This is a genomic window from Sphingorhabdus rigui (genome assembly GCF_014196595.1).
GTDB lineage: Bacteria > Pseudomonadota > Alphaproteobacteria > Sphingomonadales > Sphingomonadaceae > Sphingorhabdus_B > Sphingorhabdus_B rigui.
On the sequence record NZ_JACIEA010000001.1, the window covers coordinates 169,531 to 193,040 of the forward strand.

Genomic DNA, 23,510 nt, shown 5'->3' on the forward strand with positions numbered 1-23,510 from the left:
TGTCAGGCGGCGTCCTTCGCCGCCCGGCGTGCCGCCAGTTCCTCAACGGAGCTTGCGCGCATGAACGGGTTGGTTGCGCGCTCCAGTGCAATCGTCGTCGGCACCGTTGCCTCGCCGCGTTCGCGCGCGGCGACAACATCAGACACGCGCTGCTGAAGCGCGGGATTGTCGGGCTCCACGGTCACGGCAAAGCGCGCGTTGCTCAACGTATATTCGTGCGCGCAATAGATGGCCGTATCATCGCCCAACGCTTCAAGCGTACGCATATTGTCGAACATCTGCGCTGCGGTCCCTTCGAACAAGCGGCCACAGCCCATTGCGAACAAGGTGTCGCCGACAAAAGCGACCTGCTCGGTTTCGAAATGATACGCGATGTGCCCGGCTGTATGCGCGGGAACGTCGAGGACCATCGCCCGTACGTCACCCAGTTGCACGACGTCGCCACCGCGGACCTGCACATCCAGCGTCGAAATCCGCTCCGCCTCTGCCGCGGGGCCCGTGATGATACAGCCCGTAGCCGCCTTAATCTGCGCATTGCCGCCGACATGGTCGGGGTGCCAATGGGTGTTCCAGATGTGCGTAATCTTCCATCCGCGCGCCTCGGCAGCAGCGAGCACCGGTTCTGCCACGGCAGGGTCAATCACCAGGGTCTCGCCGCTTGTTGCTTCATGGACGAGCCAAACATAATTGTCGGACAGGACCGGAACGCGGACAATTTCAATCGGCATTACCAGGTGCCCACATTTGGCATGCTGATCCACGGTTCTGCCGGTGGAAGATTGCCCTCTTGCAACAGTTCAATCGAAATGCCGTCGGGGGTACGCACAAACGCCATATGGCCATCACGCGGCGGCCGGTTGATCGTGACGCCTGCGTCCATCAGCGTTTGGCACGTCGCGTAAATATCATCGACCCGGTACGCCAAATGACCAAAGTTGCGCCCGCCATCATAAGCTTCGGGTGCGCTGCCATCGGCGGGCGGCCAATTATGCGTCAATTCCACTTCCGCCACACCATCTTGTCCGGGCGCCGCGAGGAAAATGAGCGTGAAGCGGCCAGCCTCGCTGTCAAACCGGCGGACTTCTTCCAGCCCGATCAATTTGAAGAACGCGACCGTTGCGTCAGGGTCAGTCACGCGGATCATCGTGTGGAGATATTTCGTCGGCATATTCGCTCCGTTCATGGCGCTGTCTGTATTCGCCCCCAGTGGGTTCGCATAGACAATGGACCGTGACAGCTACAGGCGCAAGGGGCGTGCAGGCGGAATATTATCGCGATTGCGGTTCGGCAGACGGCGGTGCGCTGGCGGCCAATGCGGCCAGCTGCGCCTTTGCGGTCGCCGCCTGACGGCTGTTGGGCGCGATTGCGATGCTTTGTTCCCATTGCGTGCGCGCAGTCACTTCATCACCGGCGGCGATGGCAATATTGCCCGCCTCCAATGCGACGGCGGCATCACGCGGCAGAAGCGCGGCTGTTGTCTGGATATAGCTTAGCGCGTCGGGCAGCTTGTTCATCCGCCGCGCCAATGTCGCCGACAACAACCATGCCGTGCCATTTTCGGGCGACAGCGTCCGCGCGGTCGTCAACGCCGCTTCGGCATCGGCCGGTCTGCGCAACGCAACCAAAGCGCGCGCGCGATCGATTTCGCTATCGGCGCGTTCGGCGCGTTCTAGGGTTTGGGCGGCAAGCGCTTTGTCTAATGCCGCCAATGCCGCATCGGGCGTATCGGCCGCAAGCGCAGCATTGCCCGCCTGTGCCCAGAAACGCGCCGCGCGGGCATCTCCCTTTTCCTCGGCCAATTTAGCCGCCTCGGTCAGTATCGGTATCGCGAGGTCGAATTTAAAATCGGTCGCAAGCGCATAGCCATGGCACGCGCGCGCAAGATAACCGCCGCCTTTCTGCGTCCATGCGCTTGCCTCTGTGACCGCAGATGCAGGGTCAGTGCCTGCGAGTTTAATGCACTCAGCGAACTGGACTTCGTTCAGCGTGGACAAGGGTTGCGCGGAAGCGGGCGCCGCGATGAACAGCAAACTTGATAACAGCTTTAGCACGGGCGCTCCGTCAATAAGGTCAGACCAGCTTCGCCACGCTGTCGATCAACACCGCAATATCTTCCTCGCGCGAAAGCCGGTGGTCGCCGTCCTTTACCAAGATGGTCTGCACGTCGGATGAACGAAGCCGGGCAGCTAGGCTTAATGATGTTTGCCAAGGCACGTCAGGGTCGCACTGCCCGTGGATTAGCCGCACCGGGCAGTCGATGCCGATTTCGCCAGTCAGCCGCAGATTATCTTGCCCGGATTGCCAAAAGGCGCGGGTGATGACCATGGGGTCATAGCCATAATCGCTTGGGCGCGCGATGCGTCCGGCGGCGGCCATCGTCGCGCGGTCGGCGTCGTTGAAATCCCAGTCGGTGAAATCGGGGGCTGCGGCGATGCCCACCATCGCCATGACCTGCGCGCCAAGCGCTTCGGCCACAAGGAGCATGAGCCATCCACCCATGGACGAGCCAACCAAGATTAAGGGCCCGACTTGCGCGTCGGCAATGACCGCGAGAACGTCATCACGCCAGATATCCAGCGTGCCGTCTTCAAATGCACCTTCGCTCTCGCCGCAACCCGAATAATCGAGCCGCAACATGCCGATGCCTTGCGCCTCTGCCCAAGCACACAGCGCGGTTGCCTTGCCACCTTGCATATCGGACATATAGCCCGGCAGGAAAACAAGCGTTGGCCCGCGGCCTTCGGTCAGACGATAGGCGAGCTTGACGCCATCATGGCGCATAGCAAAATGTGGGGCTGTTTCTGTCAAAACGGGGTCTGGCAGGGTCAAATCACCCAATCGACGGTCAGCATTTGGGCCACATCCTGACCCTTGGCGCGGCGCTGCTCGACCATGATGTGGTTCAACCGCTTCACGGTATCGCTGCCGGATGTAATGCACAGACCGGGAACGAACGCATGCACCAGCGCCTTCATACCACCCCAGATCATCGCAAAACCAAATCGGCTGGCGACGCCAAAATGTTCGGCATAATTTTCATCGACGCTTTTGGGATGTTCGACAAAGAGGCGGTTGAACATGGGAGCCTTTCCTTCAAAATATACCGAGGTGCCTAGCCAGCAAGCGCCCTTCGACAGGCTCAGGGCTACGGTTGATTAAGGGAGCTTAACCAATCGCTCAGTTAAAATCAAAGCCGAAGCCCGATTTTGCGTTGCGATCCTGTGTGCACATTGTTTTTAACTCGGTCCACTCGGCAGGCGTTAATGCGGGCTTGTAGTTTTTGCCTTTAACGATGCTCTTCTCAAACGCGTCTTTGCGGGACCGCGACAGCGGGTGGCTCGACATATATCCGGCTATGCCGTTTTCGGATGTGCTGGAACTTGCGCTGCCGTCCATTTTGGACAGCCGGTCAAAAAATGACGCGGTGCCGATGGGTGAGATATTGGCACCGCCAAGCGCTTTCATCGAATGGGCATCGGCTTCGGCTTCGGACTCGCGGCTGTAGCTCATGGACAGCAGGTTATTGACCAGCGCACCACTATTGCCATCAATACCACCCAGAACGACCGCAAGGCCCATTTGCCGAAGCAAAGCCTGCATGACGTGCTTTTCGCGGACATGGCCGATTTCATGCGCCAATACACCAGCAACCTCATCGGGCGAGCGCGCCTGTTTGACGAGGCCATCGAACAAAATGACCTTACCGCCGGGCAGCGCCACGGCATTTACCATGTCAATTTTGGCGACCTCGACCTGCAAATCGCTGGGATTGGCATCCAGCGACGCGACCAGCTTTTTCAACGCTGCGTCTCCGGCAGGCGTGCTGCAGAACCGACCGCCAAAATCGCCCACAAGCGCATCGCCCAGCTTTTCGTCGACGCTGGAGGGTATGAGCGGTGCCAGCCATTGCGGGCTCAAAAGAACGACGGCGACCGCCGCCGCGCTGGCCAAGGTGAAGGCGACCGCCGCTTTCCCAAAGCCAAGCCTGTCAACCCAGCCACCATAATTGCGCCGCGCGGGCAGCATGGCCGATAGGTCGGATGGCACCGGACCGGAAAGCATTAACCGCCATCCGTCCGCCTCCTTTAATCCATAGACGTCGGCATCATCCTTGTGCGTGACATATTCGATATCGGAAAATGCGAACGGGCCATGTCGCCGTTCGGTTTCCAACAAAAAGAATTGCCGACCAATGATCTGCACCTCGACCTTGCGGCGGACGGCGCTTTTGCCGTCATAATGCCCCGCGTCGAAAAAGGCAGACATGGGCTAAATCGCCCCAACATCAAAGGCGTCGAGCAAGCCTTCGCCATGCTTGGCAACCACGGTTTCCGACTGGGTCAGATCGTCGATGTTAATCTCGCCATAGGCTTCCATATGGTCGATGAAGAATTTCCAGTTGCGGTACGGCATGAAGATATAACCAATGCCCAAGGTGCAGATGACAATCGCCATGTTGGAGAGGAAGAACAGGATCCAGTCCGGTGCCCGTGCGCGGAAGTCAAATTCCAGATTGTGTAAACGCAGGCCACCCACCGCAAGGCGGAAATATTTGCTGTAATAGGCAAGCGCCGCGAGCGGGAGGAAGAGGTAAAACGACAGCACGCCGACGATCGCAAATATCGCACCAATCGCAATGCCCGTGCTTCCAAGAGTGCCGGGTGTGCCGCCCGATGCGGCCATGCTGATGCCAAACACCACCGCGCCGATGAACAGCAGAAACGGCACGAGGTAGAATAACAAATAACGCTTCATCAGCGGCTTCCACTCGGCTGTTGCTGAAAAGCGATGCGGGCCGAAGCTCATGGCGTTCCAGCGGTCATTCCAAAGCGAAATCATCGACCATGGCACGCCCAAGAAAATGGGGAGCCAACCGACGACGCTTTTCCACATATAGGCGAGGCCATATTGAAAACCAGGGTCGTCGCTGCCCCCTCTGATACCGCGCCAATAGGTCCGGCTCAGCCGATACCGCAGCGCACGGAAATATGCGACGCCCGTCAGGTAAAACAGCAGCAGGAACATCATCAGGGTCATGACGACCGCAAGGATTGACTCGCCCCGGAAAATCAGCCCCTGCGATATCAATTGAATGACGATAAGGGGTAAGCCGATCAGAAGGAAAGCCATGACGAAGCCGACAAAAAGCTCGATGCCCTTGCCGGTCCATTCCAGACGTTCATCAATGAACTCCGTCTTGCTCCACAGATATTCGCGTTCGCGGGTGGTTGCCCAAAACCGATATATGCCAAGCGTGACAATGGTCAGCAAAAGGTTAGGAAAGGCGATGCGGGCAAATTCCAGCCAACTGCCATGGAAACGGAATGCGCTATGCCGATGCGATAGATCGTCGTTCATGAAATTGCGGCCCCCCAAATTTCACACAAGATGTGCGAAAGTGAAAAGCCTTGTCAAGAAACGCGATGAAAAAAGGCTATGCGTTTCGATGAAAGCGACCCGTCAGTCAGACGTCACCCTGAACTCGTTTCAGGGTCTTACTTTCAGAGACCTGAAGTAAGATGCTGAAACAAGTTCAGCATGACGACGGCTGACTGGCATGTACGCTCTACATTTTACTGAACGGTAACCGTCACTGCACGGCGGTTTTGCGCCCAGGCTTGTTCATCCGAACCCAAAGCCGATGGGCGTTCTTTGCCATAGCTGACGGTTTCGATGCGGCTTGCGTCGACACCGATTGAGGTCAGATAATTTTTTGCAGAATTGGCGCGGCGTTCGCCAAGCGCGAGGTTGTAGTCGCGTGTTCCGCGTTCGTCGGCATGACCTTCCACGATGATGCGGGTATTGGGATAGCGCGCAAGCCATTGCGCCTGACGCTGCAACGTCGCCTGATCTTCGGCATCCACATTGAAGCGATCGGTTTCAAACAAGATGCGGTCGCCAAATTGGCCCACTTGCTGAAGGAAATCTTCCTGACTGCCCGGAACGATCTGACCCGCACCGGCATTCGGGTCTGTCTGGGTCTGGCCATAATCGGTGCCTTCGGCCGCAGGTGGCAGTTGCTCGACCTTTTTCTTGCCGCAGCCTGCAACGAGCGCGGTCGATGCCAGCAATATGGCGGCCATCTTGATAGTGTTGGTCTTCATGGTCTTCTCCTTCGGCTTGCCCCGCTTGTGTAAGCGGAAATTATATCAGAAATATGATCGAAACGCACTCACGGCAATACCGGTCCCCATGCGGGGTCCGATCCGTCAACCGGCGTCGGCAATTGGCGCTCGTTCGATCCTGTAAGATCGACTTGCCAGATACTGGTTTTGCCGCTGCCCTTCGCCGTGCGGAAAAACTGGATGACGCGGCCATTTGGCGCCCATGTCGGGGCCTCGTCCTGCCAGCTGTCGGTCAGCAGCCGCTCGCCCGAACCATCGGGGCGCATGGTGCCAACGCGGAAGTCGCCCGCAATGCGGGTATAAGCAATAAGGTCCGCGCGCGGGCTCCATTCGGGGGTCGCGTACCGCCCCGAACCAAAGCTGATCCGCCGTTGGTTGGATCCATCTGCGTTCATGACATAGATTTGCTGGCTGCCCGATCGGTCGCTTTCAAATACAATCTGGCGACCATCGGGGGAGAAGCTTCCGCCGACGTCGATGCTGGGCGATGTTGTCAGCTTGACGGGCGTGCCGTTGCCGTTTGCCGAAATCTTGTAGATGTCGGTGTTCCCCGCAACCGCCATCGAATATAATATGGTCTGCCCATCGGGCGACCAGCGCGGCGCAAAGGTCGGGTTGCGCGATTGCGTAATCAACCGCTGCCGACCGGCATCAATATCATAGACATAGATGCGTGGATTGCCGTCGACATAAGACAGATACAGGATCGATTTATAGTTGGGCGAGAAACGGGGTGTCAGCGCGGTGGACTGGCCATTGGTAATGAAGCGGTGGTTTGCGCCATCTGAATCCATGATCGCCAGGCGTTTGACGCGTTTGCCCTTGGGACCGGTTTCGGCAATATAGGCAATGCGGCTGTCAAAGAACGGCAGTTCGCCAGTCAGCTTCGCATAGATCGCATCGGCACATTTGTGCGCGGCCCTGCGCCATTCGCGCGGCGGTACGTTGAAGCCAAGGCGCGTGGTTTCATTGCCAAAGCCGACGTCATATAAATAACAGCCCACGGTCAGATTGCCGTCGCCGCCCACGCGGACGAAACCCTGCACCAATTGTTCGACCGTGCGGCCTTTCCAATAATCAAATTGCGGTGCCGTTACCTCGGGCAACGCGATCGCACGCAGGCCATTGGGGCCTTGCGTTTCAAACACCCCCGATGCGCGCAAGTCGGATGAAATGACTTCAGCGATTTGACGGCCAAGTGCGGCGCTGTTCCCGGCGGGCGTATCGGCAGGGGCTGGGGCCACCAATGCGGGTACGGCAATGGAGCGTGTCTTCGATGTGTCGAACTCGACCAGCTCGGGCTCATCTGTATCAGGCGCAGGCGGCGGGGTTTGCGCCATGACGCTGTGACTGCCGACAATTAGAAGCAGGAAAGACGCGAGCTTCCGGTAAAATGAGAAGGAGGTCATATAGTTCATTCCTTTATCCCGTGGCGCGCAAACGAAGTGCGTGGGTTTTCCAGACGTCATGATATTCGGGGTCAAGCCCGTCATAGGGGGATGCTGCGCGTACCGCTTGCAAGATGCAGTCTTTTAATGGCCCAGCCTGCGGTTGGTTGCTGTCGGTCACGCCGACCTGCTTGTCGAAGCGCACCGAGGTAAGCTTTCCCGATGGTTCAAGGCTGAGCGTGACGAATGTCTCGATTTTGTTGATGTCGATACCCGACGGCGCGCATGCCCGAACGCGGCTGCGAATTTGGCCAGCGATGCTGATGCCGACTGATCGGCGCACTTCGGTCGCGGTCTTTGCTGCAGGCGTGCCCACCGCTTTGCCAGCGCCAGGGGCCTTGCCGATATTGTTGATGCTGTCTTCGAAATTGCGGCTGAGCCCGCCGGGTTTGGCTGGCGTTGACCCTTTGCCGCTTGGTGCGGCTGCTTTCACCGTTTTCGGCGGCGTGGCAGCGGTCTTCACCGGCTCTTTCTTGGCAGCAACCTTCGCAAGGGGCGGCGCAGTGTCGGGCTTTGCAGGCTTTTGCACCGGCTTGGCCACCGGCTTTTCGATTTTCATCACCGGGGTTGGGGCAGGTGGCGGTTCGCTCGGCGCGGTGTCACCAGCGGCTGGCGGTGCGGATTCTTCCTGAATGGCGTCGGGCGCAGTCGAGACATCGGCAATTTCACCCACCAGCGAAACCGAAATCGATTCCTGCTTTTTGATGGTGTCTGCGGATGCCAAAAGACCCAGGCCAAATGCGCCCAGTAATATGACATGGCCGCCAATCGCAGCGCCAAGTCCGACTTTCTCGACCCGATCCATTGCCATATCGTTAGTTTTCGCCAGATGAACCTGTGGTGACCAAGCTCACGCTATTCAGGCCTGCACGGTTCAGTTCGCCCATCACGCGCATCATTTGGCCATAGCTGATCGACGTATCCCCGCGCAGCATGATCTGGCGTGGCTTTGCTGCGTCTTGCGCGCCGGCAATTTCTTCAAGCCGCGGGGGCAGCTCGCTCGGTGCCACCAGTGTGCCATCGATAAAGGTTGTGCCGGATTGATCGATGGTGATTTCGATGGGCTCCTGCGGCTGCTCAAGCGCGTTGGCGCGGCTTTCGGGAAGCTCAACCGGAACGCCCGTGACGAGCAAGGGCGCGGTGACCATGAAGATGATCAACAGAACGAGCATGACATCGACAAAGGGCGTGACGTTGATGTCCGCCATGGGCGCACGCTGGCCGCCGCGACGTCTACCGCGGCCACCGCTTCGACCTGAAGACGTGTTCATGGCCATCGTTAAACCTCATGCTCCAACTCACGCGACAGCGTGCCGTGGAAACCGTCGGCAAAGCGGCCCATGCGCGCTTCATATTGGTTCAACCGGTGCGAAAAGCGGTTATAGGCGATGACAGCCGGAATGGCCGCGAACAGGCCAATGGCGGTCGCGAAAAGCGCCTCGGCAATGCCAGGCGCGACGACGGCGAGGCTTGAATTCTGTTCGGCGGCAATCGCGGCAAAGCTGCGCATAATGCCCCAAACGGTTCCGAACAGGCCGACGAAGGGTGCGACCGATCCTGTGGTCGCTAGAAAGTTCAAACGGTTGGCCAAACGGTCGGTCTCTGCCGCAATCATTGCGTCCATCGCGGTCGACAGCCGCTCGCGCGTTCCGGCACGGTCAATTGTTTTGCCGTTGGTCGAACGCCGCCATTCCGTCATGCCTGCGGCAAATACCTTAGCGACGGGCAACGTGCTTTGGCCATGTGTTTTGGCGAAAGCCGCGATATCGTTGCTTTCCCAAAATTCGGTTTCAAATTTCTCGCTCTGGCGGCGGATGCCCGACATTTTGATCGTGAAGCTGACGATGATTGTCCACGCCCAAATGCTGGACAGCGCGAGGCCGATGATGACGGCTTTGACCACAAGGTCAGCGTCGAGAAACAGTTTAATCGGTGAGAAACCCACATTTTGGGTCGCGATGAGCAGGTCCATTATCTTCCTATTCTGCGTGTCGGTTTATGATGGGCTGAAACGCCGCAACCCAATGCGCGGGTTGTCGGCGGGGCTTGCCGTCGGGTGAAACAAAGGCGGCGGTCACCCGCGCCTCGGTCAATATCTCGTCACCGCGCATGACTGTTTGATGAATATCACAACTTGCCGCGCGCACCGCCTCAACGGTGCTGATAACAACCAAGGCATCGTCAAAATGGGCAGGGCGTCGATATTTGATGTTCATTTCGGTGACTGCATAGGCGCCTTGGCCGTCCGCATGCACACTTCGCTGGTCAATACCGACACAGGCCAGCATGTCCGAACGTGCACGCTCCATGAAATGCAGATAGCGCGCATGATAGACCACACCCGAAAAATCGGTGTCCTCAAAATAGACCCGCACTGCAAACAGGTGCTGTGGGCCGTCGAAATGGCCTTGATAGGGGGTGGGCATGGGCATTGAGAAATTTGTTAACCGCTTTGGAGTCCGGCGGGAAGGCTTTTTAAAGGACGTATCCGCAATTGGCCGCCTTAGGGACTCGGCATATCGCTATGTATCAAACAATCCGTCCTGTGATCCTGCTGGTGGGTTGAGGCCCAGATGCTTCCAACCCGGCCCATTGAGGCAACGGCCACGCGCTGTGCGCGCGATGAGGCCGAGTTGCAGCAAATAAGGTTCAACGACATCCTCGATCGTGTCGCGCGGTTCGGACAGGCCAGCGGCCAGTGCTTCGACGCCGACGGGGCCGCCGCGATAAATGTCGGCGATCATGTGCAAATAGCGCCGGTCCATCGCATCCAGACCAAGTGCGTCGACCTCCAACCGGTTGAGCGCGCTATCGGCGATTTTTGCGGTGACGACGGGTTCGCCTGCGACATTGGCGAAGTCACGGACGCGGCGCAGCAAGCGACCTGCGATCCGCGGCGTGCCGCGTGCGCGTTTGGCAATCTCGTTCGCGCCATCGGGCGCAATGCCAAGGTCCAGCAAGCGCGCGGCGCGGGTTACCACCAGCTCAAGCTCGCTATGCGTGTAGAAATTGAGCCGCACCGGTATGCCAAAGCGGTCACGCAAGGGCGTGGTCAGCAAACCCTGCCGCGTGGTTGCACCGACCAGCGTGAACGCCGGCAAATCAATCCGCACGGACCGCGCCGATGGCCCTTCGCCAATCATGATATCCAGCGCACGGTCTTCCATCGCGGGGTAGAGGATTTCCTCAACCACGGGGCTGAGCCGGTGAATTTCGTCAATGAACAGGACGTCGCCATCCTCCAAATTGGTGAGCAACGCTGCCAGATCGCCCGATTTGGCGATGACCGGACCCGATGTGGCACGGAAACCGACGCCCATTTCCTTGGCCACAATTTGCGCCAGCGTTGTTTTGCCAAGCCCCGGCGGGCCAAAGAACAACACATGGTCCAACGGCTGCCCGCGACCCTTCGCCGCCTCAATAAACACGCGCAAATTGTCGCGCGCGGCCGCTTGCCCGATGAACTCTGCGAGCGTTTTGGGCCGCAGCGCGGCGTCAATATCTTCCGGTCGTTTGTCCGGCGTGGTGAGGCGGTCGTCGTCAGTCATAATGTTTGATACCGTCGCCCTTGATGATCACCGCGATGCCCGCTTCAGCGCCAGCCGGACCAGTGCATCGAGCGTCGCATCGGGGCCGAGTTCTTCGAGCGCCTGCGCCACGGCATTTCCGGCCTCTCCGGGCTTGAAGCCCAGATTGGCAAGTGCGGACATCGCGTCTTGAGCATGGTTGCCGGCCGCTGCGCCCGTGGCCATCAGTTTCGCTCCGCCGCCGATGCCGGCGAGCGCGCCGACCTTGTCTTTCAATTCATTGACGATGCGGCTCGCCAACTTTGGTCCGACGCCGTTTGCCCGCGCCACCATAGCCGCGTCGCCGCTGCCAATGGCGAGCGCGAGGTCGGCGGGTTCGATGGCCGAGAGGATGGCCAAGCCAACCTTGCCGCCAACGCCTTGCACGCCCGTCAGCAACCGGAACCAGTCGCGTTCTTCGCGCGTGGCAAAGCCGATGAGGCGCATGTCGTTTTCCGACACCTGCATTTCTGTGAATACGGTGGCGAAATCATCCGTCTTGCCCAAAGCCGATAGCGTCCGCGCGCTTGCCTGCACCAGATAGCCGACGCCGTTGACGTCGATCACCAGATGGTCGACGCCCGTTTCATCAATGCGGCCATATAGCTTTGCGATCATTATCGCGGGTTAGCTGTTCGTTACAAAATCGGCAAGCAAAAGAGAACATCGCGGGAACAGAAAGTTTGTTTCACGCAAGTGTGCAGAGGACGCAGAGGTCGTGGCGCAAAATTATTTCTCGGCGATCTCTGCACCTCTGCGGTAACCTATTAACCCCTAAAGTGATGCGCGTGGGTGATCGCAACCGCGAGCGCATCAGCTGCATCTGGTCCGGCGAGCTTTAAGCCTGGCAACAGGATGCGGAGCATCGCTTGTACTTGCTCTTTTTCGGCTTTGCCGGTGCCCACAACGGATTTTTTTACGAGCCGCGTGGCATATTCAGTCACGGGCGTACGGTTGCGCGCCGCACCCAGCAGCACGACGCCGCGTGCTTGCCCAAGCTTCAGCGTCGATTGCGGGTTTTTGTTAACGAACACTTCTTCGACCGCCGCATAATCGGGCCGGAAGTGATCGAGTACGGCGCTCAGTTTCTCGTCCAAAATTACGAGACGGTTCGCCAAGGGCAGCTTGGCATCGGTTGTGATTTCGCCATTGTCGATATGCGAAAGGCGGTTGCCTTCCTTCCGGATGACGCCCCAGCCGGTCGTGCCCAAGCCGGGGTCGAGACCGAGAATGATCATCCCAGTTTCGCCATCACCTCGTCGGAAACGTCATAATTGCCCCAGACGGTCTGCACGTCGTCATCATCTTCCAAGGCATCGATCATCTTGAGCAAGGTCGCTGCATTGGCTTCGTCGACTTCGACCAAAACCTGTGGCTTCCACGCGAGCTTTGCACTTTCCGCTTCACCAAGTGTCGCCTCGAGCGCCTTGGCGACTTCATGCAGGCTGTCCATTGCGGTCCAGATGCTGTGTTCGTCTTCGCTCGACTCCACATCTTCTGCGCCTGCTTCCAATGCCGCTTCAAAGACGCTGTCAGCGTCTCCTGCGCTGATGGGGTAAGTGATCAGGCCCATACGGTCGAACCCGTGGCTCACCGCGCCGGATGCGCCAAGGTTGCCGCCATTTTTGCTGAATGCCGTGCGCACATTGGTCGCGGTGCGGTTGCGGTTGTCGGTCAATGCCTCAACGATGATCGCAACGCCGCCGGGGCCATAGCCTTCATAGCGCATTTCATCATAGCTTTCCGCGTCGCCGCCGGCTGCCTTGTCGATTGCGCGCTGGATATTATCCTTGGGCATCGATTGCGCCTTGGCCGCGTTCACCGCAAGGCGAAGGCGCGGGTTCATGTCGGGATCGGGCATGCCCATTTTCGCCGCCACGGTAATTTCGCGCGACAGCTTCGAAAATTGCGCCGAACGCTTCTTGTCCTGCGCGCCCTTACGATGTTGGATATTCTTGAATTTGCTATGGCCTGCCATGGCTCTGCTCTTCTCTGGCTAAAGGATATGAAGCCGCGCCCTTACATCAGGCACGCGCCATTGGGCAAGACATCTGCTTCAGCTCAACTGAACCGCTGTCCTTGACACAATGTCATCCTGAAACATGTTCAGGATGACGGGTCTGTTCGGCAATGAAGCCAAGCGGAAATTATGCGAGGCCAAGCGCCGATTTGTACGTATCCAAAATGGCTTCCATTTCTTGGCGATCGTCCTGGCTCATTTTGCGCAAGCGTACGATCTGACGCATGATTTTTGCGTCATAGCCTTGGCTCTTGGCTTCGCTGTAAACGTCGCGAATGTCGTCGGCGATGCCCTTTTTCTCTTCTTCCAGACGCTCAATACGTTCAATGAAAAGACGCAGTTGATCGGCGGCGATATTGCCTTCGGCCATGATATTCTCCCTGTGGTGTTGGTCGGTGCCTGCGCACCCGAATCAAGATGACAGCGCCTTAATGCGAAGGGGCGTTCTTCGCCACGCTTTCCTGCATGCGTTGCAATTGTTCGGGCGTGGCTTCGGTCTGATGCTTCGCTTTCCACTCCGCCGCGGGCATGCCGTGGATGAGCGTGCGTGCCTCATCTTTGGTCAGCGCGCCATCCGCCTCCATCACCCAATCGGCGAGGCAATTGCGGCAAAAGCCGGCAAGGCCCATCAGGTCGATATTCTGCGCATCGTGCCGGTGCTGCAAATGGGTGACAAGGCGGCGAAATGCGGCTGCGGCCGCCGCGTCTGATATTTGGATGTCCTGTTGCATAGCTATGCGCCCTTTCCGTTGGTGATATGCCGCGTTATGGGGGGTGCGAACGTCAAAATCCATATCGCGGAGCCATTTCTATGCAATATCACAAGCCACGTATGCGTAAGGTCCGCATATTGGCGACATTGGGTCCCGCCAGCGACACGCCCGAAATGATCGAAAAGCTGTTCCGCGCTGGTGCCGATGCCTTCCGCGTGAACATGAGCCATGGCGAGCAAGCCGACAAGGCGCAGCTGATCGCCAATATCCGCGCGCTCGAAAAAGCCTATAACCGGCCAACGACAATCTTGGTCGATTTGCAAGGGCCCAAGCTGCGCGTCGGCACCTTTGCCGAGGGCAAGGTTGAATTGCACACGGGCGATACTTTCCGGCTGGATACCGACCACACACCGGGGGACGCGCATCGCGTCTATTTGCCGCATCCCGAAATCTTTGCCGCATTGGAAGTCGGCGCGCGGCTGTTGCTCGACGATGGTAAGCTTGTTCTGCGGGTCACCGAAATCGGGCTGGAATATATCAATACAATGGTGGAAGTTGGCGGCGCATTGTCGAACCGCAAGGGGCTGAATGTCCCTGACGTCGTCATTCCCATCGCCGCGCTGACCGAAAAGGACCGTTCGGACCTTGCCTTTGCGCTGGAGCAAGGTGTGGACTGGATCGCGATGTCCTTTGTCCAGCGGCCAGAGGATGTTGCCGAGGGCAAGAAGCTGATCGGTAATAAGGCAGCGTTGCTGGCGAAAATTGAAAAGCCTGCCGCCATCGGACGGTTGGAAGAAATTCTGGAACTTGCCGACGGCGTGATGGTCGCGCGCGGTGATTTGGGTGTTGAAATGCTGCCCGAACAAGTGCCGCCTTTGCAGAAGAAGATTGTGTCGACTGCACGGCGCATGGGCAAGCCCGTCGTCGTTGCGACGCAAATGCTGGAATCGATGATCGTATCGCCGTCGCCCACCCGCGCCGAGGTGTCGGACGTTGCAACTGCGATTTATGATGGTGCCGACGCGGTCATGCTGTCTGCCGAAACGGCGGCGGGCGCCTGGCCGATTGAAGCGGTGTCGATCATGGACCGCATTGCGCAACAGGTCGAAAGTGATCCCGATTTCTACAAGCGCATCCACTTTACCGAGACCCCGGCTGATTCCACCACGGCCGATGCGCTGGCCGAGGCGAGCGGACGGATTGTCGACACCATAGAGACCAGCGCCATTGTCTGCTTCACATCATCGGGCTCGACCGCGCGGCGAATTTCGCGCGAGCGGCCATCCGTGCCGCTCTTGGTGCTGACCGCCAGCCAATCGACCGCGCGCCGCCTTGGGCTCCTTTGGGGCGCATTTGCTGTGCGGACCAAGGATATTGGATCGTTCGAGGAAATGGTCGCCAAGGGCAAGCGCATGGCGCTGCGCTATCATTTGGGTCAGGCTGGTGGGCGCATTGTCATCATGGCTGGCGTGCCATTTGGCACACCGGGTTCAACAAATGTGCTGCACATCGTCCGGCTGACCGGCGACGAGCTGAAGGGCCATTAACGGCAGGTTGCGCGATTAGGGCAGCAAAAGACTGCTGTCGCCATAGCTGTAAAACCGGTACTCTTTGGCGATTGCATGGGCATAGGCCGCTTGCATTGCCTCGCGGCCCATCAACGCGCTCACCAGCATGAACAGTGTCGATTTTGGCAAATGGAAGTTGGTCATGAGGCCGTTGATGGCCTTAAACCGATAGCCCGGTGTGATGAAGATATCGGTGTCGCCTTCAAACGGGTGCACCAAACCATTTTGGTCGGCGGCACTCTCGACAAGGCGCAGCGAGGTGGTGCCGACCGCGATCAAGCGACCGCCGTTTTCGCGAATGCTGTTGAGCCGATTTGCTGTCTCGGCATCAATGCTGCCCCACTCGCTGTGCATGCGGTGGCTTGTCGTGTCGTCGACCTTTACTGGAAGGAACGTGCCCGCACCCACGTGCAGGGTCAGCGTCGCGGTTTCTATGCCGGCATCGCGCACCGCCTGCATCAATCCGGGGGTGAAATGCAGTGACGCGGTGGGCGCGGCGACGGCGCCATCCTTTTGCGCGAACATCGTCTGATAATCTTTGGCATCGCGCGCATCGGTTGGCCGCTTGCCGGCGATATAGGGCGGCAATGGCATCGTGCCCGCGCGATGTAGCAAGACTTCGACCGGTTCATCGCCTTCAAAGAACAATGTAAAGCTGCCGTCGTCATGGCGTTCTTCGGCCTTGGCCAAGACGCCTTGGCCAAAATCAATGCAGTCACCAATATGCAGGCGCTTTGCATTGCGGATAAAGGCCTGCCAGCGGCGCAGATCGATGCGTTTATGCAATGTCGCGCCAATCGTCGCGTCGCCTCTGCGGCCCGTAAGCTGCGCAGGTATGACGCGGGTGTCGTTGAAGATCAGGCAATCGCCCTTGCGCAGCTTTTGCGGGAGGTCGCTGACTGAAGCATCGACCATGTTGCCTTCGCCACCGACGCATAGCATCCGCGCCGAATCCCGCGGGCTAACAGGCCGTAGCGCGATCCGCTCGGGCGGAAGCTCGAAGTCAAACAGGTCTACGCGCATGATGATGCCGAAGCGGTCAGCTACCGCTTGGTTGGTCTAGGGCAATGGGTTTTTCAGCAACGGGCTGCGCGGGAAATGCGGGCGGCGGGACATTGTCTGCCGCAATCGATGCCTGAAGCACTTTGCTTGGGGTCGCTGGTGGCTCGCCGCGTTCAATGGCGTCGACAAACTGCATGCCGGATGTCACGCGGCCAAACACCGTATATTTGTTGTCGAGGTTGAAGCGCGGTTGAAAGCAGATGAAGAACTGGCTGTTGGCCGTGTCTGGCTCATTCGTGCGTGCCATCGACACTGTCCCGCGCAAATGCGGCATTTTGTTAAATTCGGCTTTCAGATCGGGAAGCTCCGACCCACCTTGGCCAGTGCCCGTGGGGTCCCCAGTTTGCGCCATGAAGCCTTCAATCACGCGATGGAAAACAACGCCATTGTAAAAGCCCTGACGCGTGAGCGTTTTGATCCGCTCAACATGAGATGGAGCAACAGCAGGCAGCATCTGAATGGTAACGCGGCCGCCCGTCGATAAATCGAGCACCAGCATATTTTCTAGGTCAGGCGCAACGGGCGCAGGCGGCGTTTGCGCGAGTGCGGGAGCGCCCGCAAGGAACAGCCCGCCTAAAATGAGTGCAGTCAGCTTCGACAAAAATATGCGTGATAACATCAAAAACGACCGCCTTTATAACTGAAGTGCCGCTCTCTTAACGAACGACGCTGTCGCTGTCATGAACGATTTTCTGCCTGCGCAGGATTCGCCCCGCAGAGGCGAAGTCTGTGGATAAGTCACTGTTGCATAAAGGTGACAGCCCCGAAATATTATTGTCATACAGCCCCAATTTGTTGCGCAAACCTAGGAAATCCGTCACAGCGCCCATAACCCGGGGAGTGTTCATTACATCTCGTGCGTGCATTGCATGTGCGATTTGAGTGAAAAAGCCGGGGAGTTTAACAGCCACCAGGACGCGGTAATCCGTTGGAATGGGGCGCTATTATAGGGGCTATATCGTGAAAAACACACGTATCAGCAATTTGAAATATGCAGCGGCACCGCTCGCACTGGGTCTGGCGTTGATCTCAACGCCGTCATTCGCTCAGGATGCGGCAGCCGAAGAAGAAACCGTCGAAGCAATCGTCGTAACAGGTTCGCTCATTACCAATCCGAACCTTGAGCGTTCGGCTCCGGTGAACGTAACTTCTGCCGAGGAAATGGAACTGCTTCAGTCCAACCTGGCCGAAGAAGTTCTTCGTGAAATCCCAGGCGTTGTCGCTTCGATCGGTTCTGCGGTCAATAACGGTAACGGTGGTGCATCGTACGTTAACTTGCGCGGCATTGGTTCAAACCGTAACGTCGTATTGCTTGACGGTGATCGTATCGTACCTGCCGGTTTTGGTGGTCAGGTCGATTTGAACAACATTCCGCTCGCTTTGGTTGAGCGCGTTGACGTTCTTACCGGTGGTGCTTCGACCACTTACGGCGCTGACGCCGTTGGTGGTGTTGTTAACTTCATTCTGAAGAATGATTTCTCCGGCATGGAAGCCCAAGCTTCGCAGCAGCTCACCGAAAAAGGTGACGGAAACGTTTTCCGCGCTGACGTCACAATCGGTGCAAACTTCGACGATGGTCGCGGTAACGCAGTATTCGGCGTTGGTTACCAGCAAGCTGACCCAGTATACCAAGGTGCGCGCGATGTTTCGCTAACCACACTTGAAACCTACAGCGGTACGGCGCTTGGTTCAGGCACAGCATACCCGTCGCGCTTCTCGGGCAGTCGTCTGGTTAGCGGTACGGCAAATGGCGGTACAAACCAGATCAACGACGCGGGTCAACTCGTTCCGACCTTCTCGACATTTAACTTTAACCCATATAACGTCTTCCAGACACCGTTCGAACGTTTCAACATGTTCGGTCAAGCGCGTTACGAAGTCAGCGATGCGGTAGAAGTATACTCGCGTGGTCTGTTCTCCAAGAACACTGTAAACACGATCATCGCACCATCGGGCGCGTTCAGCATCGGCGTGAACATTCCATTGAACAACCCGTTCTTGCCTGCCGCTGCGCGTAACCAGTTCTGCGCATTCGACGTTAACCCAAGCGCGACGGTTTATACCCCACGCTTTACACAAGCTCAGTGCGATGCCGCGGCTAACCCAAGCTTGCGTCCTGGACAGGCTGGTTATCTTGAAATCGGTACAGGTGGCGCGTCTGCAACTGCTACGACGTCGGGCAACGGTCTTGCTGTATTGCAAGCATGGCAGCCATTTGACGTTAACGGCAATGGCGTGGTCGAAGCTGGTGAAGGTTACAACCCTAACCCGCAGTCGCTCTTTGCCCGTCGCGCAATCGAAGCTGGTCCACGTATTTCGGAATATGTCACGACCGTATTCGATTACCGTTTGGGTGCCCGCGGTTCGATCACCGACTCAATCGACTGGGATATCTCCGGTGCCTATGGCCAAAGCGAGAACATTCAGACGATTAAGGGTTATACCTTGAACTCGCGTTTCCGTCAGTCGCTTCGTGCAGGCGGAACTGCTGCAGCACCAGTTTGCTTCGACACATCAAATGGATGCGTTGCCGCAAATGTGTTCGGAACCATTCAGCCATCAGCAATTCCATTCTTGGTTCAGGAAAGCACCAGCTTTACGAAAACCTCGCTTGCACAAGTCAAGGGAACCATCAACGGTGATGCAGGCATTACCAGCCCATTTGCTGAAGATTCTGTGGCATTCGCAGTCGGCGGTGAGTATCGTAAATATACTGCCCGTCAGGGCGCTGACGCGCTTGCCAAAGGCGGCGATCTTGGTGGTGCCGGCGGTGCAACGCCAGATATTTCTGGTGGATTCGACGTGTATGAAGGCTTTGGCGAACTTGTTGTGCCACTGGTTAGCGACAAGCCATTCGTTAACAGCCTGACTGTTGAAGGCGGCCTTCGCTATTCGTCGTACACAGTCGACGCACCAGGTAACCCATCGTACAACACCACAACCTTTAAGGCTGGTGGTACTTGGGAGCCAACCGAAGGTCTCGCTATTCGTGGTAACTTTGCCCGTGCCGTTCGCGCACCGAACATTGGCGAACTGTTCTCGCCAGTGAACACTGGATTGACCAACCTTGGTACCGATCCATGTGCGACGTTGACGACGGCTGGCGCTGTGTTGCCAGGACGTCCGTCAACTGGTCCAACCGGCGAGCTTCGTGCCGTCTGTTTGGCGCAGGGTGCCAACTTGGGCAACATCAACTCGATTCCCCAGCCTAACGCAGGTCAGGTGAACTCGACTGGTGGTGGTAACGTCAACATTAAGCCTGAAAAGTCGGACAGCTTCACCATTGGTGCGATCTTCCAGCCAGCGGCTATCCCGGGCTTCACTGCATCGATCGATTATTACAACATCAAGGTAACGGGCGCGATTTCGGCTCCAACCCCTGGTGACGTAATTGCGGCTTGCTTTGGAACGAGCGTATTCACCCCGCCAGCAGGCGCATCGACATCTGCTGCTTGTACCAGCATTCGTCGTAGCCCGGCCGATGGTAGTTTGAGCGGCGATCCGAGCACTTTCACTGGTCTGCCTTCGGTTCTGTCGAACGCGGGTGCCATTGAAACTGACGGCATCGACTTGATCATGAACTACAAGACTGATCTGACCGACAAAATCGCTTTGGCTTTGTCGTTCAACGGTAACTACACGTTCAAATCGGCGTTCAATGCGTTCGTGCTCAACCCTGAATCGGTCAATCGTGATTGCACCGGCTACTTCAGCTCGAACTGTGGTTCACTGCAGCCAGACTTCTCATGGTCGCAGCGTACAACATTGTCGTACGACAAGATCGATGTGTCGTTGTTGTGGCGTCACCTGTCGGCGATGGAGCAAGAGCCACTTGACGTGATTGACGGTGGTGCGTTCTTCAACGGAACGATCGGTTCGTCGGTCTTGGGCGTTGGTGGCCAGACTGTTAACATGGGCAAGATCAAGGCATATGATTACTTTGATCTGTCGACGCGTCTTAATGCCAGCGAAAATCTGACTATCACCGTTTCGGTGCAGAACTTGCTGGACAAGGATCCGCCACTGACCGGCAACAATGCTGGTTCGACAACGTACAACAGCGGTAACACCTTCCCGTCGACATATGACGCGCTGGGTCGTCGCTATGCTGTAACGGCAAAGCTGCGCTTCTAATTTGAAGAGCATATAATGAAACAAGGGGGCGGGCAGCAATGTCCGCCCCTTTTGTATTGTGAGGGCACGCCAGGCCATGCGGCCGGACCATGACCTGCAAGACTGCGTTATGTTGGTTTGGGTAATGTCCGACCCTAATAGGTTAGGCCGATCGCTTTAATAGCGAAGCGCATGCTCCAACGTCAGCGGGATGTTGGCAGATTGGGCAACGGCTTCGGCCCAAATCAGGACCTTTTCAATTTCGTCGCCATGCGCCGTTTGCGCCAATGCATATTCCGCGCGCCGGTCCTCCGTCCGGAAGCTGCCACCGAACTTGCTATGCGTGCCGAACGCAGGATGCGCATCATTCGCAGCGGCATGTTCGCCCAGCCCAAGGTAGGACGTTCCAGCGAAAAGGGCCTTGCCGGGATTGGCAGTCAGGCGTTCACTGTCCAGTGTTGCGATGCGTTCAGGTCCGAACTTTTGCGTCATGTCATGAAACAGCTTTTGCTGTGCCAGCCAACCCACCGCGGCGACTTGTAAATCCGTCTGCCTGAAAAAATCACCCGGCTCAAAACCAAGATTAACGATGCCGTCGGCAATTTGCCCTTCCAATAATTCGCGGCACCACAGTCGGCACCAAAGCCCCTTGCGGGCCACCGACAAAAGGAACACCGAAAGTGGCGCATACAGAATGATGGCTTTGCTTGTCGGCCGCATGGCAAGCGATGCCGGGGCAAGGGCATTAAACACATTGGACGGCTTCACAACAACCGCCAAATCGTCGCCAAATGGACGTGCGAGCATATCCAGTGCATCGCGCAACCGTTCGCCGACCGCAGTGGGTGGCGCGCCGCGACGGCGAAAGCCTACAATGTCGTTCAACAAAACGGGTTCCTTCAGACCCATAGATAGGCCCGGAAGATCAAACCCGTTGGCGAACATGGTCGATGCACAAAAGGCGGAATGCAAAATAAAATGCAGGCTGGCGTCGTCCGTGCGGCCCGTTGTGGCTTCGCTGCGCGATAGGACCATTGGGCATGGTTCCACGCCAAGATATTCGTCGGTAAGGAAAGTGGCGGCATTGTGCGCTGAACGGCTGACATGCCGCATATGAAATGCGTCGGCAGACGCATCATACCGGTGCGCAAGCCATGCGCCGTCGTTCCATATTTCGCTATTATTATGCGTCATAACCTCATCGACCTTGCCGTTTCTAACGGTAAATGGCAAGCATTCGCCATATGAACGAGACCGCACCACCGGCCGAAGCGGCCAGACTGAACAGCGAAGGCATGCTTGCACTGCGGGCCGGAAGCTATGCTGAGGCCGAGCGCCTGTTCGTGGCTGCAACGACGCATGACACGATGTCGAGCGCGCTGTGGCGAAATGTTGCCACTGCACGGCGCGCGCAGGGCGATGACCAAGGGGAAATGCAGGCGCTGGATGCGGCAATCAGCATCGACCGCCGGGACTTCATGGGTTGGCTCCGCAAGGCCGAATTGCATGAACGTACGGGTGAAAAGGCCGAAGCGCTGGTCGCTTGGAGCGGCGTGCTCCAAATGGCGGCGCATGCATCAGACCTATCTCCGGATATTGCCGCCGCACTGCACAGGGGCCAGGCGTTTGTTTCGCAAGCGACACTCCAGATCGCGGACGCGGTCAGCACGGAACTGGCGCCATTATCTGCTGCCATGGATGAAACAGAGCTGCGCCGTAGCAAGGCATTCGTCGATGTGGCGCTGGGCCGCCGACGGACTTATGTGAACACATGCGACGGCCTATATTATCCATTCCTTCCGGCGGACGAATTTTTCGACAGACATCATTTTCCATGGATGCCTGCCATTGAAGCGGCGACAGACGAAATACGGCGGGAATTGGAGGCGCTGCTTGCCGATCCCGGCGACGCGTTGCGGCCTTATGTCCGGATGGATTCGGGCGTTCCTGAAAATAAATGGTCAGCGCTTGACCAGTCGCTTGCTTGGGGCGCATGCTTTTTGTGGGAATATGGGCAGCCCAACAAGGCCGTTTTAGACCGCTGCCCGCGCACAGCCGCCGCCTTGGCCAGCTTACCGACCACAACGCTTCCCGATCGTGCACCCAGTGCATTTTTCTCAATATTAAAGCCACATACCCGAATTCCGCCACATACTGGGGTGACCAATACCCGTGCGATTGTGCATTTGCCGCTGATCGTGCCAGAGAAATGCGGCTTCCGCGTTGGGGGCGAATCCCGTGAATGGAAAGTGGGAACGGCTTTTGCTTTTGATGATACCATCGAACATGAAGCGTGGAACGACAGCGATCAAAATCGTGCGGTTCTTATCTTTGACGTATGGAATCCCCATTTAACCGTTGCTGAACAAAATGTTATCGCCCGTTATTATGCTGCGGCTGACGCAACAGGCTTTAAAATCACGCATTAAGTTAATTGATTCTTTCCTCTTTACTTGCACTGAAAAGCGACTGTGTTACTTGCACCGCGCCTCTCAACGGAGAAACATTCACATGCGACCAATTCTATTCACAGCCTTAACCATTGGCATCATGACCTCTGCTTTGGCGGAGGCGCCGGTGTCTGCGCCTGTAGCGGCTCCAGCATCTGCATCGACACCGCAAGGCAGCACTTCGACTGTGGCATCCGACGCAACCTCAGCCAAATCCGATAACGCCATGCGGTGCCGCACAGTTCGTGTGACCGGTTCGCTGGTGAAAAAAGGGAAGGTATGCAAAACGCTTGCGCAGTGGCGCCAGATGACCGAGTCTGGCAATGAACTCGCCCGCCGCTTGGTGGAGGATGGAACCTCACGCCCAAGCGGTCAGTGATCCTGCTTTGCAGATGAAACGGCCGATTTGAATCGGGGAAGCTCAACAGCTATCGCGCGACTATAT

The 23,510-nt window shown here is 57.5% G+C and carries 26 protein-coding genes; 4 read left to right on the forward strand and 22 right to left on the reverse strand.

All coding sequences use genetic code 11. The features are described 5' to 3' along the window. Positions 1-2: 2 nt before the first annotated feature. The 19 genes from gloB to GGR91_RS00900 all read right to left on the reverse strand — a co-directional run bounded on the left by gloB (position 3) and on the right by GGR91_RS00900 (position 13,890). Positions 3-728 (reverse strand): hydroxyacylglutathione hydrolase, encoded by a 726-nt coding sequence (gene gloB, locus GGR91_RS00810; protein WP_183939134.1) that lies wholly within the window; start codon positions 726-728, stop codon positions 3-5. Further along, positions 728-1,168 carry a VOC family protein gene (locus tag GGR91_RS00815; protein ID WP_183939136.1) on the reverse strand — a complete coding sequence of 147 codons (441 nt, stop codon included), beginning with the start codon at positions 1,166-1,168 and terminating at the stop codon, positions 728-730. The genes gloB and GGR91_RS00815 overlap by 1 nt, the downstream gene beginning before the upstream one ends. A gap of 100 nt (positions 1,169-1,268) precedes the next feature. Continuing rightward, positions 1,269-2,051, reverse strand: a complete 783-nt coding sequence (locus tag GGR91_RS00820) for a tetratricopeptide repeat protein (protein WP_183939138.1) — start codon at positions 2,049-2,051, stop codon at positions 1,269-1,271. A gap of 19 nt (positions 2,052-2,070) precedes the next feature. After that, the gene (locus tag GGR91_RS00825) at positions 2,071-2,781 is read right to left on the reverse strand and encodes an alpha/beta hydrolase (RefSeq protein WP_183939140.1); all 711 of its coding nucleotides are present in this window, start codon (positions 2,779-2,781) and stop codon (positions 2,071-2,073) included. A 44-nt stretch (positions 2,782-2,825) separates the two neighbouring features. Beyond that, positions 2,826-3,080 (reverse strand): DUF6356 family protein, encoded by a 255-nt coding sequence (locus GGR91_RS00830; RefSeq protein ID WP_183939142.1) that lies wholly within the window; start codon positions 3,078-3,080, stop codon positions 2,826-2,828. Positions 3,081-3,177: 97 nt separating this feature from the next. After that, positions 3,178-4,266 (reverse strand): M48 family metallopeptidase, encoded by a 1,089-nt coding sequence (locus GGR91_RS00835; protein ID WP_183939144.1) that lies wholly within the window; start codon positions 4,264-4,266, stop codon positions 3,178-3,180. 3 nt (positions 4,267-4,269) lie between these two features. Further along, positions 4,270-5,358, reverse strand: a complete 1,089-nt coding sequence (locus tag GGR91_RS00840) for a YjgN family protein (RefSeq protein WP_183939146.1) — start codon at positions 5,356-5,358, stop codon at positions 4,270-4,272. A 215-nt stretch (positions 5,359-5,573) separates the two neighbouring features. Further along, entirely contained in the window at positions 5,574-6,089 is a 516-nt protein-coding gene (pal, locus tag GGR91_RS00845; RefSeq protein ID WP_183941481.1) for a peptidoglycan-associated lipoprotein Pal, read from the reverse strand. 83 nt (positions 6,090-6,172) lie between these two features. Beyond that, entirely contained in the window at positions 6,173-7,534 is a 1,362-nt protein-coding gene (tolB, locus tag GGR91_RS00850) for a Tol-Pal system beta propeller repeat protein TolB (protein ID WP_183939148.1), read from the reverse strand. A gap of 13 nt (positions 7,535-7,547) precedes the next feature. Next, positions 7,548-8,384: a hypothetical protein gene (locus GGR91_RS00855; RefSeq protein ID WP_183939150.1), complete on the reverse strand. Its 837-nt coding sequence runs from the start codon at positions 8,382-8,384 to the stop codon at positions 7,548-7,550. A 4-nt stretch (positions 8,385-8,388) separates the two neighbouring features. Then, the gene (tolR, locus tag GGR91_RS00860; protein WP_183939152.1) at positions 8,389-8,850 is read right to left on the reverse strand and encodes a protein TolR; all 462 of its coding nucleotides are present in this window, start codon (positions 8,848-8,850) and stop codon (positions 8,389-8,391) included. 2 nt (positions 8,851-8,852) lie between these two features. Then, entirely contained in the window at positions 8,853-9,545 is a 693-nt protein-coding gene (tolQ, locus tag GGR91_RS00865) for a protein TolQ (protein ID WP_183939154.1), read from the reverse strand. A 7-nt stretch (positions 9,546-9,552) separates the two neighbouring features. Then, the gene (locus tag GGR91_RS00870; protein ID WP_183939155.1) at positions 9,553-10,005 is read right to left on the reverse strand and encodes a YbgC/FadM family acyl-CoA thioesterase; all 453 of its coding nucleotides are present in this window, start codon (positions 10,003-10,005) and stop codon (positions 9,553-9,555) included. Between the two features lie 90 nt (positions 10,006-10,095). Beyond that, a complete protein-coding gene (gene ruvB, locus GGR91_RS00875) occupies positions 10,096-11,121 on the reverse strand; it encodes a Holliday junction branch migration DNA helicase RuvB (protein WP_183939157.1) in 1,026 nt (341 codons plus the stop codon). A 27-nt stretch (positions 11,122-11,148) separates the two neighbouring features. Next, positions 11,149-11,757 carry a Holliday junction branch migration protein RuvA gene (gene ruvA / locus GGR91_RS00880; protein WP_183939159.1) on the reverse strand — a complete coding sequence of 203 codons (609 nt, stop codon included), beginning with the start codon at positions 11,755-11,757 and terminating at the stop codon, positions 11,149-11,151. 149 nt (positions 11,758-11,906) lie between these two features. Further along, positions 11,907-12,377, reverse strand: coding sequence for a crossover junction endodeoxyribonuclease RuvC (gene ruvC, locus GGR91_RS00885; RefSeq protein WP_183939161.1), 471 nt, complete (start codon positions 12,375-12,377; stop codon positions 11,907-11,909). Further along, complete coding sequence (locus tag GGR91_RS00890) at positions 12,374-13,117, reverse strand: YebC/PmpR family DNA-binding transcriptional regulator (RefSeq protein WP_183939165.1); 744 nt, start codon at positions 13,115-13,117, stop codon at positions 12,374-12,376. Before GGR91_RS00890 ends, ruvC begins: the two co-directional genes overlap by 4 nt. 169 nt (positions 13,118-13,286) lie before the next feature. Further along, positions 13,287-13,529 (reverse strand): DUF2312 domain-containing protein, encoded by a 243-nt coding sequence (locus GGR91_RS00895; protein ID WP_125229489.1) that lies wholly within the window; start codon positions 13,527-13,529, stop codon positions 13,287-13,289. A 58-nt stretch (positions 13,530-13,587) separates the two neighbouring features. Next, positions 13,588-13,890, reverse strand: coding sequence for a DUF1244 domain-containing protein (locus tag GGR91_RS00900; protein ID WP_183939167.1), 303 nt, complete (start codon positions 13,888-13,890; stop codon positions 13,588-13,590). 80 nt (positions 13,891-13,970) lie between these two features. Here GGR91_RS00900 and pyk point away from each other — a divergent pair, with 80 nt between their 5' ends. Continuing rightward, positions 13,971-15,419 carry a pyruvate kinase gene (gene pyk, locus GGR91_RS00905; protein ID WP_183939169.1) on the forward strand — a complete coding sequence of 483 codons (1,449 nt, stop codon included), beginning with the start codon at positions 13,971-13,973 and terminating at the stop codon, positions 15,417-15,419. A 15-nt stretch (positions 15,420-15,434) separates the two neighbouring features. Here the strand turns inward: pyk and queA are convergent, their stop codons facing one another. Both queA and GGR91_RS00915 read right to left on the reverse strand, forming a co-directional pair. Continuing rightward, positions 15,435-16,463: a tRNA preQ1(34) S-adenosylmethionine ribosyltransferase-isomerase QueA gene (queA, locus tag GGR91_RS00910; RefSeq protein WP_183939171.1), complete on the reverse strand. Its 1,029-nt coding sequence runs from the start codon at positions 16,461-16,463 to the stop codon at positions 15,435-15,437. A gap of 16 nt (positions 16,464-16,479) precedes the next feature. Beyond that, on the reverse strand, positions 16,480-17,121 hold the full coding sequence (locus tag GGR91_RS00915; protein WP_183941482.1) for a peptidylprolyl isomerase: 642 nt from the start codon (positions 17,119-17,121) through the stop codon (positions 16,480-16,482). A gap of 314 nt (positions 17,122-17,435) precedes the next feature. On the opposite strand from GGR91_RS00915, the gene GGR91_RS00920 reads away from it, so the two are divergent. Continuing rightward, positions 17,436-20,636 (forward strand): TonB-dependent receptor domain-containing protein, encoded by a 3,201-nt coding sequence (locus GGR91_RS00920; RefSeq protein WP_183939173.1) that lies wholly within the window; start codon positions 17,436-17,438, stop codon positions 20,634-20,636. A gap of 156 nt (positions 20,637-20,792) precedes the next feature. Here GGR91_RS00920 and GGR91_RS00925 read toward each other — a convergent pair whose 3' ends face one another. Beyond that, a complete protein-coding gene (locus GGR91_RS00925; protein ID WP_246336994.1) occupies positions 20,793-21,848 on the reverse strand; it encodes a hypothetical protein in 1,056 nt (351 codons plus the stop codon). A gap of 11 nt (positions 21,849-21,859) precedes the next feature. On the opposite strand from GGR91_RS00925, the gene GGR91_RS00930 reads away from it, so the two are divergent. After that, the gene (locus GGR91_RS00930) at positions 21,860-23,044 is read left to right on the forward strand and encodes an aspartyl/asparaginyl beta-hydroxylase domain-containing protein (protein ID WP_183939175.1); all 1,185 of its coding nucleotides are present in this window, start codon (positions 21,860-21,862) and stop codon (positions 23,042-23,044) included. Positions 23,045-23,126: 82 nt separating this feature from the next. Next, a complete protein-coding gene (locus GGR91_RS00935; RefSeq protein WP_183939177.1) occupies positions 23,127-23,444 on the forward strand; it encodes a hypothetical protein in 318 nt (105 codons plus the stop codon). The last annotated feature ends 66 nt before the right edge of the window (positions 23,445-23,510 follow it).

Excerpts from the sequence above, each read along its gene's own strand:
- GGR91_RS00935 (WP_183939177.1), top strand. The coding sequence starts at position 23,127 with ATGCGACCAATTCTATTCACAGCCTTAACCATTGGCATCATGACCTCT.
- GGR91_RS00870 (WP_183939155.1), bottom strand. The coding sequence starts at position 10,005 with ATGCCCATGCCCACCCCCTATCAAGGCCATTTCGACGGCCCACAGCAC.
- ruvC (WP_183939161.1), bottom strand. The coding sequence starts at position 12,377 with ATGATCATTCTCGGTCTCGACCCCGGCTTGGGCACGACCGGCTGGGGC.
- tolB (WP_183939148.1), bottom strand. The coding sequence starts at position 7,534 with ATGACCTCCTTCTCATTTTACCGGAAGCTCGCGTCTTTCCTGCTTCTA.
- pyk (WP_183939169.1), top strand. The coding sequence starts at position 13,971 with ATGCAATATCACAAGCCACGTATGCGTAAGGTCCGCATATTGGCGACA.
- GGR91_RS00900 (WP_183939167.1), bottom strand. The coding sequence starts at position 13,890 with ATGCAACAGGACATCCAAATATCAGACGCGGCGGCCGCAGCCGCATTT.
- GGR91_RS00855 (WP_183939150.1), bottom strand. The coding sequence starts at position 8,384 with ATGGCAATGGATCGGGTCGAGAAAGTCGGACTTGGCGCTGCGATTGGC.
- gloB (WP_183939134.1), bottom strand. The coding sequence starts at position 728 with ATGCCGATTGAAATTGTCCGCGTTCCGGTCCTGTCCGACAATTATGTT.
- GGR91_RS00825 (WP_183939140.1), bottom strand. The coding sequence starts at position 2,781 with ATGCGCCATGATGGCGTCAAGCTCGCCTATCGTCTGACCGAAGGCCGC.
- GGR91_RS00830 (WP_183939142.1), bottom strand. The coding sequence starts at position 3,080 with ATGTTCAACCGCCTCTTTGTCGAACATCCCAAAAGCGTCGATGAAAAT.
- tolR (WP_183939152.1), bottom strand. The coding sequence starts at position 8,850 with ATGGCCATGAACACGTCTTCAGGTCGAAGCGGTGGCCGCGGTAGACGT.
- GGR91_RS00920 (WP_183939173.1), top strand. The coding sequence starts at position 17,436 with ATGGGGCGCTATTATAGGGGCTATATCGTGAAAAACACACGTATCAGC.
- GGR91_RS00840 (WP_183939146.1), bottom strand. The coding sequence starts at position 5,358 with ATGAACGACGATCTATCGCATCGGCATAGCGCATTCCGTTTCCATGGC.
- GGR91_RS00915 (WP_183941482.1), bottom strand. The coding sequence starts at position 17,121 with ATGTTATCACGCATATTTTTGTCGAAGCTGACTGCACTCATTTTAGGC.
- GGR91_RS00895 (WP_125229489.1), bottom strand. The coding sequence starts at position 13,529 with ATGGCCGAAGGCAATATCGCCGCCGATCAACTGCGTCTTTTCATTGAA.
- tolQ (WP_183939154.1), bottom strand. The coding sequence starts at position 9,545 with ATGGACCTGCTCATCGCGACCCAAAATGTGGGTTTCTCACCGATTAAA.
- ruvB (WP_183939157.1), bottom strand. The coding sequence starts at position 11,121 with ATGACTGACGACGACCGCCTCACCACGCCGGACAAACGACCGGAAGAT.
- GGR91_RS00930 (WP_183939175.1), top strand. The coding sequence starts at position 21,860 with ATGAACGAGACCGCACCACCGGCCGAAGCGGCCAGACTGAACAGCGAA.
- GGR91_RS00890 (WP_183939165.1), bottom strand. The coding sequence starts at position 13,117 with ATGGCAGGCCATAGCAAATTCAAGAATATCCAACATCGTAAGGGCGCG.
- GGR91_RS00835 (WP_183939144.1), bottom strand. The coding sequence starts at position 4,266 with ATGTCTGCCTTTTTCGACGCGGGGCATTATGACGGCAAAAGCGCCGTC.
- queA (WP_183939171.1), bottom strand. The coding sequence starts at position 16,463 with ATGCGCGTAGACCTGTTTGACTTCGAGCTTCCGCCCGAGCGGATCGCG.
- GGR91_RS00815 (WP_183939136.1), bottom strand. The coding sequence starts at position 1,168 with ATGCCGACGAAATATCTCCACACGATGATCCGCGTGACTGACCCTGAC.
- ruvA (WP_183939159.1), bottom strand. The coding sequence starts at position 11,757 with ATGATCGCAAAGCTATATGGCCGCATTGATGAAACGGGCGTCGACCAT.